Raw genomic sequence first — 14,437 nt, 5'->3', positions numbered from 1 at the left:
ACGCAACTCCGCGTGCGCAGCTTTAGTTCAGCGACGGATTGCGCGGGCGATAGCCGCCGGACTTGTCCTTCACGAATATCTCGGCGACCTGCGAATGCCGGATCGGCTCGCCTGAATCGTCAGGCAGCAGATTCTGCTCGGAGACATAGGCGACGTATTCGGTCTCCGAGTTTTCTGCGAGCAGGTGGTAGAACGGCTGATCCTTGTGAGGACGAACTTCCTCCGGGATCGACAACCACCATTCCTCTGTGTTGTTGAATTCCGGATCAATGTCGAAGATCACGCCCCGGAATGAGAACACCCGGTGGCGGACGATCTGCCCGATTTGAAACTTGGCGGTGCGCGCTTTGATCATATTCCGTCGAATAGACCATGATTGCGGCCGATGCTAGGGGCAATAGGACGAATTAACCTTTACATGTGGTGGCCACATCCGGCGCCATGCCCCCGAAATCACTGAAAAAAACGCTTTCGAGATGGTCGATATCCTCAACCTCGCGCTTCCCTATTTCGGCCTGATCTTCATCGGCTTTGCCTGCGGCAAGACACGAGGGCTGCCGGAATCGGGCCTCGCTTGGATGAATTTCTTCCTGCTCTACGTCTCGCTGCCCGCATTGTTGTTTCGCATCATGTCGGAAACGCCGTTTTCCGAGCTGAACAACCCGCCATTCCTGATCGCGACCACGCTTGCCACCGTGAGCGCCTTCGTGCTGGCCATGGTGGTGGGTCGTATCATCGGTGAATTGTCGCTGCGCAAGGCGACCATCGCCGGCCTTGCCGGCGCTTACGGCAACATCGGCTATATGGGCCCTGGCCTTGCGCTGGCGGTGCTTGGCAGCAAAGCGGCGGCGCCGACGGCGCTGATCTTCTGCTGCGACAGTATTTTCCTGTTCACGGTTGTGCCACTGCTGATGGCGTTGACCGATCGCAAGCATCCATCTTTCTTGCACGCGATCGGCGTAGCCGCGCGGCAGATCGTGCTCAACCCGCTGATCATGTCGGCGGTTTTGGGGGCTCTCGTTGCAGCGCTGCACATTCCGTTGCCGGTTGCCCTCGACAGGACGCTGCTGTTCCTGCAGAACGCGGCGGCGCCGACGGCGCTGTTCGTTCTGGGCGTCACGGTGGCGCTGCGGCCGTTCGATCGCGTACCCTGGGAAGTGCCTGGCGTGATCGCAATCAAGCTCCTGATCCATCCGCTCATCGTGTTCGGACTGATGCTGCTGTTCGGGCCGTTCGCACAGCCCTGGGCGGCAACCGCGGTGCTGATGGCCGCGCTGCCGCCAGCGCTGAACGTGTTCGTCATGGCCCGGCAGAACAACACCTGGATCGAGCCGGCCTCCGTCGCCGTCCTGATCGGCACCTTCGCCTCCGTGGTCACGCTGACCAGCGTGATGTGGCTCATCCAGAGCGGGCGGCTGGTGTTTCCGTAGCCGTGGCGGGGAGACACAAAATCGCGAAAACAACCCCATGCAAAGTAGAGTTGGGCTAGGTTGCAGCCCTCACGCTGGCGTCCGGAGCTAGCTCACGCGCTTCCAGGTTGGCGCCAGCCCCTCGCGCATGGCGAGCCGCCGTAGCGGGCCGAATGAGCCAAGCAGGTGCATGCCCGCCGCGCGCAGCGATTGCAGGGGCAGGAAATCGCTGAGCAATGAACGATTGGCGACGTCGATGGCAATCAGCCGGCTCGCGACGTCGGCGCGTCTTGCGGATTGATAGCGCGCCAGCACTGCCGGCGATCCCGGGTCTTCCCCGCGCGAGATCGCATTCCCTGCGATTTCAGCGATGTCGGCGGCATCGCGCAAGCCCATGTTGAGGCCCTGCGCGCCGATCGGCGGCACCACATGGGCGGACTCGCCAACCAGCGCGACGCGGTGGCTGGCAAATTGCTCGGGGCGCTCGATCGTCAGCGGAAACAGGTTGCGCCCGGCTTCTACCTCGATATGGCCAAGAATGGAGTGCGACTGCTTTTCCGCAGCCTCCGATAGTTCGTCGTCGCTGAGCGACATCAGCCGCTCAGCCTCCCTGGTCGTCGCTACCCACACCACGCTGCAGCGGTTGCCCGGCAGGGGGACGAATACGCACGGACCTTGTGCGGTGTGAAACTCGGTGGAGATGCCATTGTGCGGCCGCGAATGGCTGACGTTAAAGGTCAGCGCCGATTGATGCAGGTCGCGGCGGCTGATTCCGATTCCGGCCGCCTTGCGGGAGGGTGACTGCCGCCCGTCGGCGCCGATCACCAGCCGGGCGGAGATCTGCTTGCCCTTGCCGGTGGAGACGGTGACGACCTCATCCTGCGGGTCGATCGTTGCCGCCTCATCGTCAAATCGGGTGAGGTTCGAAAGCTCGGCGGCGCGCTCTTCCAGGGCGATCATGAGCGAGCGGTTGTCGATGTTGTAGCCGAACTGTTCGAGGCCGATCTCCTCCGAGGCAAAGCGCACCTCGGGCGCGCGGATCAGCCGGCCAGTATCGTCGACAAGGCGCATGGTCCGCAGGGCGGCGGCCTTGTCCCGGCAGCGGGACCAGACATCCAGACGTTCGAGCAGATCGGTGGAAGCCCCCAGCAGCGCCGTGGTGCGGTTGTCGGCATAGGGCACGCGACGCGCGAGCAGGGCGGTTCTTGCACCCGTTGCGGCCAGTGCGATCGCCGCGGTCAACCCGGCCGGCCCGCCGCCGATCACGGCGGCGTCATAAACTTGCGATGCATCGTTCATATTGGGACAATTGACATTCGGGCCAGCTTTTTCAAGCCATCAACTGGCCGAAATGTTTCCACCCATTCGCGCGGCGGAACGCCGCAAACGGCGATATGCAAATCGTAGCGATTCCTGATAGCACTGCGCAAGCAATGGACCAGAGCACAAAGCCAGATTCCGTCCCGGCGACCGGCCGAATGCGGACCGCAGCCTTCGCCGTACACATCTTCACGGCGATGGGGGCTGGGATCGCGTTGCTTGCGATGCTGGAAGCCGTGCGCGAGCATTGGGCCAGCATGTTCGGCTGGCTTGGCGTCGCGCTGATCGTCGATGCGATCGACGGCCCGCTGGCGCGAAAGCTGGATGTCGAGCGGCTGCAGCCGAACTGGTCGGGCGACGTGCTCGACCTCGTCGTCGATTACGTGACGTATGTCTTCGTTCCCGCCTATGCCATCACGGCGAGTGGGCTGCTACTGCCGCTGGCGGCACCAATTCTCGGCATCGGCATTATGGTGTCGGGTGCGCTTTATTTTGCGGACAAGCGCATGAAGGCGTCAGACAATCATTTCCGCGGCTTTCCGGCGCTGTGGAACGCCGCGGCGTTTTATTTGTTCTTGCTGCACTTGCCACCTGCGCTTTCCAGCCTCGGCATCGCAGTTCTGATCGCGCTGACATTTGCGCCCTTTCATGTGCTGCACCCGATCCGAGTGGTGCGTCTGCGCTGGTTGACCTTGTGGCTGATGGCAATCGGAGCCGTGCTTGCAATCTACACACTCATCCGTGACTTCAATGTGGGCGCGCCCGTCGTTGCCGCGCTTTGCGCCATTGGGGCGTATGTCATAGGAAGTGACGCCGTGATCCGGACAATAAAGTCGTTCAGAGCATGATGGAATTATTGACGAGCCCGGAAGCCTGGGCGGCGCTGGTGACGTTGACTGCACTGGAGATCGTGCTCGGCATAGACAACGTCATCTTCATTTCGGTGATCGTGTCACGGATCCCTCCGGTGCAGGCCAAGCGCGCGCGCCAGATCGGCCTCCTGCTGGCGCTGGTGTTCCGGATCGTTCTGCTCAGCCTGCTGGTATGGCTGATCGGCCTGACGGAGCCGATCGTGACCGTAAGAGGCATCGAATTTTCCTGGCGCGACATCATCCTGATCGCCGGCGGCGCCTTCCTGATCGCGAAGGCGACGCATGAGATCCATGCGGAGGTCGAGGCCAGCCACGGCGAGCCTGACACCGAGCCGAAAGCCAGCGTATTCTTCTGGGCGATCATGCAGATCATCGTCATCGACATCGTGTTCTCGCTGGACTCCATCATCACCGCGATCGGCATGGCGCAGGACCTCGAAATCATGATCGCGGCAGTGGTGATCGCGTGCGCCGTCATGTACATATCCTCCGGCCCTGTAGCGAGGTTCGTGGCCGATCATCCGACAACCAAGATGCTGGCATTGGCGTTTCTGGTGCTGATCGGCGTGGCGCTGGTCGCGGACGGATTCAAATTCCATATCCCGCGCGGCTACATCTATTTCGCCATGTTGTTCGCGGCCTCCGTCGAACTGTTCAATGTGCTCGCCCGGCGCAACCGCAGGAGGGCCGCCAGAAGCCGGCAGGTGAGTTGACATCCGGCCGGCGATGGCTTTCGTTTCGCCTTTCAGGTTGGGCGTTCCAGAAAATACCGAGGGAGAGACTGTCATGACCAAGGCCGTGCGCGTCCACAAGGTAGGGGGTCCGGAAGCCCTGGTGTATGAAGACGTGGAGGTGCCGGCGCCTGCAGCGGGCGAGGTCCGCATCCGCCAGCACGCCGTCGGCCTCAACTTCATCGACGTCTACTTCCGCACCGGCCTTTACAAGGCGCCGGGACTGCCGTTCATCGCGGGCAACGAAGCGGCCGGCGAGGTCATCGCCGTCGGCCCGGGCGTCACCAATTTCCACCCCGGCGATCGTGTCGCCTACTACTTTACGCTCGGCGGCTACGCCGGCGAGCGGGTGATCCCGGCGGACAAGCTGGTCAAGCTGCCCGACCACATCACCTACGAGCAGGGCGCAGTGCTGATGCTCAAGGGCCTGACGGTCTGGTATCTCCTGCATAAGACCTTCAAGGTCGAGCCGGGCCATCGGGTGCTGATCCACGCCGCCGCTGGCGGCATCGGCCTTCTGGCCTGCCAGTGGGCGAAGGCGCTCGGTGCACATGTGATCGGCACGGTAGGCTCCAAGGCCAAGGCCGACCTCGCGCTCGCCAATGGCTGCGATCACGTCATCCTCTACAACGAGGAAGACTTCGTGGCCCGGGTCAAGCAGATCAGCCGCAACGAACTCTGCGACGTCGTCTATGACGGCGTCGGCAAGACCACCTTCCCGGGCTCGCTGTCGTGCCTGCGGCCACGTGGCCTGTTCGTCAGCTTTGGTAACGCCTCCGGCCCGGTGCCGCCGTTCCCGCTCGCCGAGCTCAACAATCACGGCTCGCTGTTCGCGACGAGGCCGAAGCTCAACGACTACGTCTCGACCCGCAAGGAATTGCTCGAGGGCGCCGACACGCTGTTTGCCGCCGTCATCAACGGCAAACTGCACGTGCCGATCAACCACGCCTATGCGCTGAAGGATGCGGCGAGGGCGCATATCGAGCTGGAGAGCCGCGCGACGACGGGGGCGGCGATCTTGCGGCCATAGAGGTGCAATAGTCGCAAGCACTTTGCCGGACGAGCTAGCCCAGCAACGTGGTGGTCCCGCGAGGACTCGAACCTCGAACCTTCGCGTCCGCAACGCGGTGCTCTATCCAATTGAGCTACGGAACCACGCCATCATCGGCTGCGATCTGATCTGACCTGTCTACGCCACCCGTCTCGCCGCACCTGCCTTGACCAGGATCGCGTCGAGGCAATCGATCATCAGCGATATTTCTTCACGCGTGACGTTGAGCGCCGGCATGAAGCGTAGCGCATCGGGCTGCGGCGAGTTGATGAGCACGCCGTCCGCAAACGCTTCGGCCACGACCGCCGCACCGATCGGCAGCTTCAGATCGAGCGCGAGCAACAGACCACGGCCGCGGACTTCGCCGAGACCATGCCGCGCCGACAATTTCTGCAACTCGCTTTCCAGGAACAGGCCCGCATCCGCGGCCGCTTTCAGGAAAGCCGGCTTCGAAACCTCCTCGAGCACCGCAAGCCCGGCAGCGCACATCAACGGATTGCCGTTGAAGGTGCCACCCTGGTCGCCATGCTCGAAGCACGAGGCTTCCTTGGTCGCGAGCAAGGCAGCGAGCGGCACGCCGCCGCCGATGCCCTTGCCGAGCGTCATGATGTCGGGCTCGATGCCGGCATGCTCATAATGGAATAGCTTGCCGGTCCGGCCCATGCCGGTTTGGATTTCGTCGACGATCAGGAGCAGGCCGTGCTCTTTGGTCAGCGCACGCAGCTCCTTCAGGAACTGATCGGTTGCCGGCCACACACCAGCTTCGCCCTGGATCGGCTCCAGCATCACGGCGACCGTGTTATCCGAGATGAGCGCCTTCACTGAGTCGAGGTCGTTGAGCTTGGCCTTGCGGAAGCCAGACACTTTCGGCTCGAACAGCGGCTCGAACGCCTTCTTGCCCGATGCCGACATGGTCGCGAGGGTGCGGCCGTGGAATCCGCCTTCGAAGGTGATGATTTCGAAGGCGCCGTTCTTGTGCTTGCTGCCGTATTTCCGCGCGAGCTTGATGGCGCCTTCGTTGGCTTCCGCGCCGGAGTTGGCGAAGAATACCTGATCGAAGCAGCTCTTCTCGACCAGCGCCTGCGCCAGCTTGAGGCTGGGGCCGTTGTAGAAGGCAGGGCTCGGCGTCAGCAGCAGTTTTGCCTGAGCCGCGAGGGCTTCGGCGGCGACCGGCGGCGAATGGCCAAGGCAGTTGACGGCCCAGCCCTGCATGAAATCGAGATAGCGCTTGCCGGCGTCATCCCAGAGATACGCGCCTTCGCCGCGGACGAACACGGCCTGCGGGCGGGCGGTGATGTTCATCAGCGCGTCGAACGGTTGGGCAGCGTGGGTCATGTCGATCTCCTCTGGGGTTTTTGGGGAAGGGGCAGGCCGAAACGCAAGAAGGCCGCACTTTTGAGGGTGCGGCCTTCTCGAAAACTTGGCTGAAACTAGCTAATCAGCGTTGTCGTCGGACATGGCGCGCCCCATCGTCGTCGCGGGAGCGACGACGCAGGCAGGCGCGGCGGTTGGTCCGGTTCAGTTTCATGGCGATGGCCCATACAGCCGAACGGGCAGCGGTGTCAAGCGGGAGCTCGCCGCAAGGTTGCGAAATCAGCCGATCCCGTCCGTCGCCCGAATGTGTGGCTTGCGGCTTAGAACCCCGCGACGCTGCCGTGCAGATCGTACTGATCGGACCGCTCGATCTTCGCGGTGACGATCTCGCCGACCTTGAGCGGCCGACGGCTGGAGAGATAGACCGCGCCGTCGATCTGCGGCGCGTCGGCCTTTGAACGACCCTTTGCAACCGTCGGCCCGACTTCGTCGACGATGACTTGCTGCCTTGTGCCGACCTTGCGCTTGAGGCGGCGGGCGGAGATTTTCTGCTGCCGGGCCATCAGCGCGTTCCAGCGCTCCTGCTTGACCTCGTCGGGCACCGCGTTGGGAATCGCGTTGGAAGCGGCGCCGGCCACCGGCTCGTATTTGAAGCAACCGAGCCGGTCGATCTCGGCCTCCTCTAACCAGTCGAGCAGGTAGGCGAAATCCGAATCTGTCTCGCCGGGGAAGCCGACGATGAAGGTCGAGCGCAGCGTCAGGTCAGGACATTCCTGGCGCCACTTCTTGATCCGCGCCAGCGTCTTTTCCTGCGCGGCGGGACGCTTCATCGCTTTCAGGACTTCAGGGCTCGCGTGCTGGAAGGGAATGTCGAGATAGGGCAGGACCTTGCCCTCGGTCATCAGGCCGATGACTTCGTCGACATGCGGGTAGGGGTAGACATATTGCAGTCGGACCCAGGCGCCGAGTTCGCCGAGCTCTCTGGCGAGGTCAAAAAATTTGGCGCGGACCTGGCGATCCTTCCACGGACTTTCCGCGTATTTCACGTCGACGCCATAGGCTGACGTGTCCTGCGAGATCACGAGCAATTCCTTGACGCCGGCTTTGACGAGCCTCTCCGCCTCGCGCAGCACGTCATTGGCCGGACGCGACACCAGGTCGCCGCGCAGCTTCGGAATGATGCAGAAGCTGCAGCGGTTGTTGCAGCCCTCGGAAATCTTCAAATACGCGTAGTGCCGCGGCGTCAGCTTGACGCCCTGCGGCGGCACCAGATCGAGGTGCGGGTTATGGACCGGCGGCAAGGCACGGTGCACCGCCTCCAGCACGCTCTCATATTGCTGCGGGCCTGATATCGAGAGTACGCCCGGATAGGCGGCCTCGATCTGCTCAGGTTCCGCGCCCATGCAGCCGGTGACGATGACCTTGCCGTTCTCGGCCATCGCCTCGCCGATGGCGCCGAGCGATTCCTGTTTGGCGCTGTCGAGGAAGCCGCAGGTGTTGACGATGACGATGTCGGCGCCGTCATGCTTGCGGGCCAGCTCATAGCCTTCGGCGCGCAGCCGCGTAATGATGCGCTCGGAATCCACCAGCGCCTTGGGGCAACCAAGGCTGTGGAAGCTAATGCGCGGCGCTCTTTCCATGTAATCGGCTCGTGGATATGTCTAGGTTGTTGAGGCGCTATGTCTAAACCAATGGTCGTCGATCTGCCCGCAGGCTAAGCGGTCTTCCGCAGGTGCTCGATGGTCTCAATCAGTCGTCGTGTCATAGCAATCGTATCGAACAGGAATTGCCCACCCTCAGGCCGATACATCGCCAGCATTTCAACAGTTTGTTGCACATAGTCATCGTCCGGAAAGCCATCATCCAAGGCAACCTCGATCTCGTTCGCAGCATCGATTGAACAGTCCGTGCCGGACACGAATGCTTGGATCAGCCGTTCAATTTCTGAGCTCATCGCCATTTTCAGACCGCATGACCCGCATCACTTTTCTTTTGGGAGTGAGAGGCTCAAAGAGTTTACATTCGTTGTCTCAGGGGCACCCAAGCGAAACAAAGCTGATCTTGGGCGCGGCGGCCTGTTGCATATCTAAATCTGCCTGATTGATGGGCACGAACTAGTCCCAATTACTCACAATTACAAGGCTTTGCGCGGCCTTCTGACGTGCTATGGAAGCCCTGCCGGGTTAAAGAGTTGATCGATGAGCGCTGAGTCGTCGCCGAAAATCGTGATTGTCGACGAAAGCCCGATCCGGGCCGCAATCCTGGAAGAGGGGTTGCGGGAGGCCGGCTATACCGGTGTCGTGCATATCAGCGAGATGCAGAGCCTTTTGGCGCGGATTTATGCGCTCGACCCCGACGTCATCCTCATCGACCTGGAAAACCCCAGCCGTGACGTTCTGGAACAGATGTTCCAGGTTAGCCGCGCGGTGCGGCGGCCGATTGCCATGTTCGTCGACCAGAGCGACGCGGCCTCGATCCAGGCCTCCGTCGAGGCCGGCGTCTCCGCCTACATCGTCGACGGCCTGAAGAAGGAGCGGATCAAGCCGATCCTCGACCTCTGCATTTCCCGCTTCAATGCCTTCGCCAAGCTGCAGGATGAGCTCGATCGCACCAAGTCGGCGCTCGAGGAACGCAAGGTGATCGATCGCGCCAAGGGCATTCTGATGAAGGTGAAAGGCCTCACCGAAGAGGAGGCTTATGTGCTGATGCGCTCCACCGCGATGCGCGAGAAAAAGAAGATCGGCGAGATCGCGCAGTCGATCCTGACCGCGTCGGAGTTGCTGAAATGACTACACCGCTGCGTATCGGCTTCATTCCGCTGGTCGACGCCTCCGCGCTGATCATCGCCGTCGACAAGGGCTTTGCCGCTGCCGAAGGGCTGGATGTCACCTTGGTTCGGGAAGTGTCGTGGTCCAATGTCCGCGACAAGCTCAATATCGGCATGTTCGACGCCGCGCATCTGCTGGCGCCGGTGGCGATCGCGTCCAGCCTCGGGCTTGGCCACATCAAGGTGCCGATCGTGGCGCCGTTCAATTTGGGTCTCAACGGCAATGCGATCACGGTGTCGCCGGCGTTGCATGCCGCCATCATGAGCGAGATCGATGGCGACGCGCTGGATCCCATGGCGACCGCGCTGGCGCTCGCCCGCGTTGTGGCGAAGCGGCGAAAGAGCGGGGCAGATCCCCTGACCTTCGGCATGACGTTCCCGTTCTCCACCCATAATTACCAGCTCCGCTTCTGGATGGCGGCGGGCGGGGTGGACCCTGACGAGGACGTGCGCCTCGTCGTATTGCCGCCGCCCTACATGGTGGACAGCCTCGCCAATGGCCAAGTCGACGCCTTCTGCGTCGGCGCGCCCTGGAACTCGATCGCCGTCGATCTCGGCGTCGGCCACATCCTGCATTTCTCGTCCGATATTTTGGTCCGCGCTGCGGAGAAGGTGCTCGCCGTCAGGCAGAGCTGGTCGGAGAAGAATTCGGAGGTGCTGGCGGCGCTGACGCGGGCCGCGGCGAAGGCTGCCGATTTCATCGAGCATCCTGAAAACCGTGCGGAAGCCGCGCACATCCTGGCCCGGCCCCAGCGGATCGGCGTCGATGCAGAGGTGATCCAGCGCACCCTCGATGGCCGGCTCAAGGTCTCACCCGACGGCGCCCTGCGTGAAAGCAGTCGCTATCTTCTGGTCGGACGCGAGGGGGCGGGCCGACCCGACCCCGCGCAGGCCGCCTGGCTCTATGCCCAGATGGTGCGTTGGGGACAGACGGAGATGCGGCCGGATGCGCTGCGGACCGCTATGGGCGTGTTCAGGCCGGAGCTCTACGATACCGCCATGGGACGGCCGGATGCGTCCTCCGACTCCTCTGGCGGCATCGGCGCCTTTGTGGGGCCTGCGTTTAACCCGGACGACATCGCGGGCCATCTGGCGGCGTTCAAGATCGGCCGCTGGAAGCCTTGAGTGATCCGACTGAAGCAATATTAGGCAAAAGTCGCATGCGCCCAATTATTGGGCATAATGCCTGCGAAGCGGCAGTGAAGCGCGCTTCATAGTTTCGAGGTCGCCCTCGGAACGCTTTGAAACACATCAACAATTTATTTGAGCCCGTGTGGCACGCAACTTGAATGTTGCAGTGCGGTCGGCTCGTCGCTGAAGCCTGCTGACCGATGTCCAAGATGGATTTCCGCAGCAACGAAGCTGGTCGGACCGCCTGCAACTTCGGCTGGCCACTGCGCCGAGCCGATTTCCCAAGCGGTCAATGCCATTCGTTGACGCCACCCAAGGTGGCCGCAGGAGCTTCGTCGCACATGAAAATCGAAACGCTCTCAGTCGACTTCACCGACGAGCAGAAGCGCTATCTCGAGGGCTTTACCGCGGGCCTGCAGATCAGCCGGGTCGGGCGTAGCCTCGGTAGCAATGCGGGCAGGGGCAATGCCGAACCGACCGGGCCGGATGCCGCGCACATAAAGGCGCAGGACAAGGTCATCGCTTCCGGCAAGAAGCTCGCCGATCCCGAAAAGTTCAAGCGCGAGGAGCATCCGTTCGATGCCTATCCGCGGCTGAAGCAGCAGGCGCTCGACAATGCGCCGCCTAGTCCGGCGGATAATTTCCGCTGGCGATATTACGGCCTGTTCTACGTCGCGCCGGCGCAGGACTCCTACATGTGTCGGCTGCGCATCCCGAACGGCATCGTGAAACACTGGCAGTTTTCAGGCCTAGCCGATCTCGCCGAGCGGCTGTGCGGACCATTCTGCCACGTTACCACGCGGGCCAATCTGCAGGTCCGTGAAATTCCTCCTAAGCATGCGGTGGCGTTGATCGAGGGTATTCAGGACCTCGGCCTCTGTTCGCGCGGCACCGGCGCAGACAACATCCGAAACGTCACGGGGACGCCGACGGCAGGGATCGATCCGCAGGAGCTGCTCGATACCCGCGAATATGCCCGCGAGTGGCACTATCACATCCTCAACGACCGCTCGCTCTACGGCCTGCCGCGCAAATTCAACGTCGCCTTTGATGGCGCCGGCAAGATCGCGGCGCTGGAAGACACCAACGACATCGCCTTCACGGCGGTCGAGGTGCGGGACGGCTTTGGCGCGGAGCCCGGCATCTGGTTTCGCCTCGGGATCGGCGGCATCACCGGCCACAAGGATTTCGCCAAGTACACCGATATCATCGTGAAGCCGACCGAGGCCACCAAGGTGGCGGATGCCATCGTCCGTATCTTCATCGACCTCGGCGACCGCACCAACCGCAACAAGGCGCGGCTGAAATACGTGCTCGACGGGATGGGGCACGAGAAATTCCTCGCACTGGTCGAAGAGCGGCTCGGCAAACCGTTCACGCGCGTGCCGCCGGAAGCGCTCGCGCCGCGGCCGGCCGCCGACCGCATGGCGCATATCGGCGTGCACAGGCAGAAGCAGGAAGCGCTGAACTGGATCGGTGTATCATTGCCGCTTGGCAAGGTCACCTGTGAGCAGATGCGCGGATTAGCGAAGGTCGCGCAGGATCTCGGCGACGGCGATATCCGCCTGACGGTCTGGCAGAACTTGTTGATACCGGGCGTGCGCGACGAGAATGTCGAGCTTGCAGTCGCTGCGATCAGGAAAATCGGGCTTGCGGTCGAAGCTTCTCACATCCGCGCCGGCCTGGTCGCGTGCACCGGCAATGCCGGCTGCCGGTTTGCGGCTTCGAACACAAAGCTTCATGCGGCCGAAATTGGCGACTGGTGCGAGCCGCGCGTCGCCCTCGACACGCCGATCAATATCCATGTCACCGGTTGTCATCACTCCTGCGCGCAGCACTACATCAGCGATATCGGCCTGATCGCAGCGCGCGTTCCCGTCGGCGAGGATGACGACACCGTCGAGGGCTATCACCTCTTTGCCGGCGGCGGCTTTGGTCCTAACGCCGATGTCGGGCAGGAGATCTATCGCGACCTCAAGGCAGAGGATGCTCCGAAGACCGTCGAAAAGCTGCTGAAAGCCTATCTCACCCATCGCGCATCGCCCGATGAGACGTTCCTGTCGTTTGCGCGCCGCTATGACGGCGAGAGCTTGCGCAAGCTTGCGGATGCCGAGGTGTCCTCATGAACCAGATCACACCGCCACCGAAGATCGAGATCATTCCCTCCACCGCGCCGTTCTCCGAGGCACAGCGCTCCTGGTTGAACGGTTTCTTTGCCGGACTATTGGCCGACGCCCCGACGCCCTTGTCGGCAGAGCAGGGCGCCGCCGTCATGCAAGGCGCGGCCGGCGATGGCGATGACGGCGAGGCGCCTTGGCACGACCAGACCATGCCGATGGCCGAGCGCATGAAGCTCGCCGAGGGCCGTCCGCTGCGGCGGCGGATGATGGCGGCGATGGCGCAGCAGGATTGCGGTCAGTGCGGCTACGACTGCCACAACTATTCGGAAGCGATCGCAAACAAGAGCGAAAAGCGGCTCAACCTCTGCGTCCCCGGCGGCAAGGAAACCGCGCGGATGCTGAAGTCGCTGTATGAGGAGCTCGACAAGGCGCCGTCCGTACCGTCATCCGCGCCAGCAGCGGCACCGGCTCCGCCGGCAGCGATGGCAGAGCCCGGACGGTCGCGTGACAATCCGGTCGCGGCCACCTTCCTGTCGCGCCGCCTCTTAAATAAGGAAGGATCGGAAAAGGAGACCTGGCACATCGAGTTCGATCTGTCCGGCTCTGGCCTCGACTATGTCGTCGGCGATTCCTTCGGCATTTTCGCGCGCAACGATGTCGGGCTGGTGGACCAGATCATCGCACTGCTCGGCGCCTCTCACACCACCAAAGTGAACGGCAAGACGCTGCGCGAAGTCCTGATCGACGATGTCTCTCTGTCGCCGGCACCCGACTCGCTGTTCGAACTGATCTCGTATCTGACCGGCGGTGCTACCCGCGAGAAGGCGCGGGCGCTGGCGCAGGGCGAGGATCCCGACGGCGACGCCGCGACGCTGGACGTGATGGCGGTGCTGCAAAAATTTTCCGGCGTGCGTCCGCATCCCGAAGCTTTCGTCGAGGCGCTGGAGCCGCTGCAGCCGCGGCTCTACTCGATCTCGTCGTCGCACAATGCAACGCCCGGAAAATTGTCGCTGACGGTCGACTGCGTGCGCTACGTGATCAATAAGCGCAAACGCTTGGGTCTTGCTTCGACGTTCCTCGCCGAGCGCATCAATCCCGGCGACGAACTGAAGGTCTATGTGCAGAAGGCCCATGGCTTTGCCCTGCCGCAGGATCCCAAAACGCCGATCATCATGATTGGTCCCGGCACGGGCATCGCGCCGTTCCGTGCATTCCTGCTTGATCGCCGTGCTACCGGCGCTCCCGGCAAGAACTGGCTGTTCTTCGGCCATCAGCGCAGCGATTGCGATTTCTTCTATGCCGACGAGCTCAATGCAATGAAGACGTCGGGCTTGTTGACGCGGCTATCGCTGGCGTGGTCGCGCGACGGCGACAAGAAGTTCTACGTACAGGATCGCATGCGCGAGGTCGGCCGCGAATTGTGGACCTGGCTTGCCGAGGGTGCTCACGTCTACGTCTGCGGCGACGCCAAGCGGATGGCCAAGGACGTCGAGCGCGCGCTGGTCGACATCGTCGCCCAGTTCGGCGCCCGGACTACGGACGAGGCGGTCGGCTTCGTCGGGGAGCTCAAGAAGAAGGGCAGGTTCCAGCAGGACGTTTACTAATCGGGGTTCCAACTAGCCCAAATCGGTCCGAATAAAATTCTCGCTTTGAGCGGGAGAA

At 62.5% G+C, this 14,437-nt stretch carries 13 protein-coding genes and 1 tRNA gene; 8 read left to right on the top strand and 6 right to left on the bottom strand.

Annotated features, from left to right (window positions below; all coding sequences use genetic code 11):
- Positions 1–22: 22 nt before the first annotated feature.
- Positions 23–355, bottom strand: coding sequence for a heat shock protein HspQ (gene hspQ, locus J6524_RS03130; RefSeq protein ID WP_212499554.1), 333 nt, complete (start codon positions 353–355; stop codon positions 23–25).
- Between the two features lie 121 nt (positions 356–476).
- On the opposite strand from hspQ, the gene J6524_RS03125 reads away from it, so the two are divergent.
- Positions 477–1,430 (top strand): AEC family transporter, encoded by a 954-nt coding sequence (locus J6524_RS03125; protein ID WP_225668848.1) that lies wholly within the window; start codon positions 477–479, stop codon positions 1,428–1,430.
- Positions 1,431–1,517: 87 nt separating this feature from the next.
- On the opposite strand, the gene J6524_RS03120 is transcribed toward J6524_RS03125, so the two are convergent.
- Positions 1,518–2,708 (bottom strand): UbiH/UbiF family hydroxylase, encoded by a 1,191-nt coding sequence (locus J6524_RS03120; protein ID WP_225668847.1) that lies wholly within the window; start codon positions 2,706–2,708, stop codon positions 1,518–1,520.
- Positions 2,709–2,842: 134 nt separating this feature from the next.
- Between J6524_RS03120 and pcsA the strand changes: the two genes are divergently transcribed.
- From pcsA to J6524_RS03105, 3 genes are all read left to right on the top strand, one after another.
- Positions 2,843–3,577 (top strand): phosphatidylcholine synthase, encoded by a 735-nt coding sequence (gene pcsA, locus J6524_RS03115; RefSeq protein WP_225668846.1) that lies wholly within the window; start codon positions 2,843–2,845, stop codon positions 3,575–3,577.
- On the top strand, positions 3,574–4,314 hold the full coding sequence (locus J6524_RS03110; RefSeq protein WP_225668845.1) for a TerC family protein: 741 nt from the start codon (positions 3,574–3,576) through the stop codon (positions 4,312–4,314). The genes pcsA and J6524_RS03110 overlap by 4 nt, the downstream gene beginning before the upstream one ends.
- Positions 4,315–4,387: 73 nt before the next feature.
- A complete protein-coding gene (locus tag J6524_RS03105; RefSeq protein WP_225668844.1) occupies positions 4,388–5,362 on the top strand; it encodes a quinone oxidoreductase family protein in 975 nt (324 codons plus the stop codon).
- A gap of 48 nt (positions 5,363–5,410) precedes the next feature.
- Here the strand turns inward: J6524_RS03105 and J6524_RS03100 are convergent.
- The 4 genes from J6524_RS03100 to J6524_RS03085 form a co-directional block, all read right to left on the bottom strand.
- Positions 5,411–5,487: transfer RNA gene (locus J6524_RS03100), tRNA-Arg, on the bottom strand.
- A 34-nt stretch (positions 5,488–5,521) separates the two neighbouring features.
- Entirely contained in the window at positions 5,522–6,718 is a 1,197-nt protein-coding gene (locus J6524_RS03095; RefSeq protein ID WP_225668843.1) for an acetylornithine transaminase, read from the bottom strand.
- Positions 6,719–7,017: 299 nt separating this feature from the next.
- Positions 7,018–8,337: a 30S ribosomal protein S12 methylthiotransferase RimO gene (gene rimO / locus J6524_RS03090; protein WP_225668842.1), complete on the bottom strand. Its 1,320-nt coding sequence runs from the start codon at positions 8,335–8,337 to the stop codon at positions 7,018–7,020.
- A gap of 74 nt (positions 8,338–8,411) precedes the next feature.
- On the bottom strand, positions 8,412–8,651 hold the full coding sequence (locus tag J6524_RS03085; RefSeq protein ID WP_225668840.1) for a hypothetical protein: 240 nt from the start codon (positions 8,649–8,651) through the stop codon (positions 8,412–8,414).
- Positions 8,652–8,895: 244 nt separating this feature from the next.
- On the opposite strand from J6524_RS03085, the gene J6524_RS03080 reads away from it, so the two are divergent.
- The 4 genes from J6524_RS03080 (at position 8,896) to J6524_RS03065 (ending at position 14,379) form a co-directional block, all read left to right on the top strand.
- Positions 8,896–9,486, top strand: coding sequence for an ANTAR domain-containing response regulator (locus tag J6524_RS03080; RefSeq protein WP_225668839.1), 591 nt, complete (start codon positions 8,896–8,898; stop codon positions 9,484–9,486).
- Positions 9,483–10,649, top strand: coding sequence for a CmpA/NrtA family ABC transporter substrate-binding protein (locus tag J6524_RS03075; RefSeq protein ID WP_225668838.1), 1,167 nt, complete (start codon positions 9,483–9,485; stop codon positions 10,647–10,649). Before J6524_RS03080 ends, J6524_RS03075 begins: the two co-directional genes overlap by 4 nt.
- A 347-nt stretch (positions 10,650–10,996) precedes the next feature.
- Positions 10,997–12,781 (top strand): NirA family protein, encoded by a 1,785-nt coding sequence (locus J6524_RS03070; protein ID WP_225668837.1) that lies wholly within the window; start codon positions 10,997–10,999, stop codon positions 12,779–12,781.
- Positions 12,778–14,379 (top strand): sulfite reductase subunit alpha, encoded by a 1,602-nt coding sequence (locus J6524_RS03065; protein ID WP_225668836.1) that lies wholly within the window; start codon positions 12,778–12,780, stop codon positions 14,377–14,379. Before J6524_RS03070 ends, J6524_RS03065 begins: the two co-directional genes overlap by 4 nt.
- Positions 14,380–14,437 lie beyond the last annotated feature (58 nt).

This window comes from Bradyrhizobium hereditatis (genome assembly GCF_020329435.1).
GTDB lineage: Bacteria > Pseudomonadota > Alphaproteobacteria > Rhizobiales > Xanthobacteraceae > Bradyrhizobium > Bradyrhizobium hereditatis.
Note: the sequence above shows the minus strand (reverse complement) of the source record. Positions and strands in the feature narration are given on the sequence as shown.

What these genes read in the sequence shown, in the direction of transcription:
- hspQ (WP_212499554.1), bottom strand. Translation starts at nt 355, where the DNA reads ATGATCAAAGCGCGCACCGCCAAGTTTCAAATCGGGCAGATCGTCCGC.
- J6524_RS03125 (WP_225668848.1), top strand. Translation starts at nt 477, where the DNA reads ATGGTCGATATCCTCAACCTCGCGCTTCCCTATTTCGGCCTGATCTTC.
- J6524_RS03120 (WP_225668847.1), bottom strand. Translation starts at nt 2,708, where the DNA reads ATGAACGATGCATCGCAAGTTTATGACGCCGCCGTGATCGGCGGCGGG.
- pcsA (WP_225668846.1), top strand. Translation starts at nt 2,843, where the DNA reads ATGGACCAGAGCACAAAGCCAGATTCCGTCCCGGCGACCGGCCGAATG.
- J6524_RS03110 (WP_225668845.1), top strand. Translation starts at nt 3,574, where the DNA reads ATGATGGAATTATTGACGAGCCCGGAAGCCTGGGCGGCGCTGGTGACG.
- J6524_RS03105 (WP_225668844.1), top strand. Translation starts at nt 4,388, where the DNA reads ATGACCAAGGCCGTGCGCGTCCACAAGGTAGGGGGTCCGGAAGCCCTG.
- J6524_RS03095 (WP_225668843.1), bottom strand. Translation starts at nt 6,718, where the DNA reads ATGACCCACGCTGCCCAACCGTTCGACGCGCTGATGAACATCACCGCC.
- rimO (WP_225668842.1), bottom strand. Translation starts at nt 8,337, where the DNA reads ATGGAAAGAGCGCCGCGCATTAGCTTCCACAGCCTTGGTTGCCCCAAG.
- J6524_RS03085 (WP_225668840.1), bottom strand. Translation starts at nt 8,651, where the DNA reads ATGAGCTCAGAAATTGAACGGCTGATCCAAGCATTCGTGTCCGGCACG.
- J6524_RS03080 (WP_225668839.1), top strand. Translation starts at nt 8,896, where the DNA reads ATGAGCGCTGAGTCGTCGCCGAAAATCGTGATTGTCGACGAAAGCCCG.
- J6524_RS03075 (WP_225668838.1), top strand. Translation starts at nt 9,483, where the DNA reads ATGACTACACCGCTGCGTATCGGCTTCATTCCGCTGGTCGACGCCTCC.
- J6524_RS03070 (WP_225668837.1), top strand. Translation starts at nt 10,997, where the DNA reads ATGAAAATCGAAACGCTCTCAGTCGACTTCACCGACGAGCAGAAGCGC.
- J6524_RS03065 (WP_225668836.1), top strand. Translation starts at nt 12,778, where the DNA reads ATGAACCAGATCACACCGCCACCGAAGATCGAGATCATTCCCTCCACC.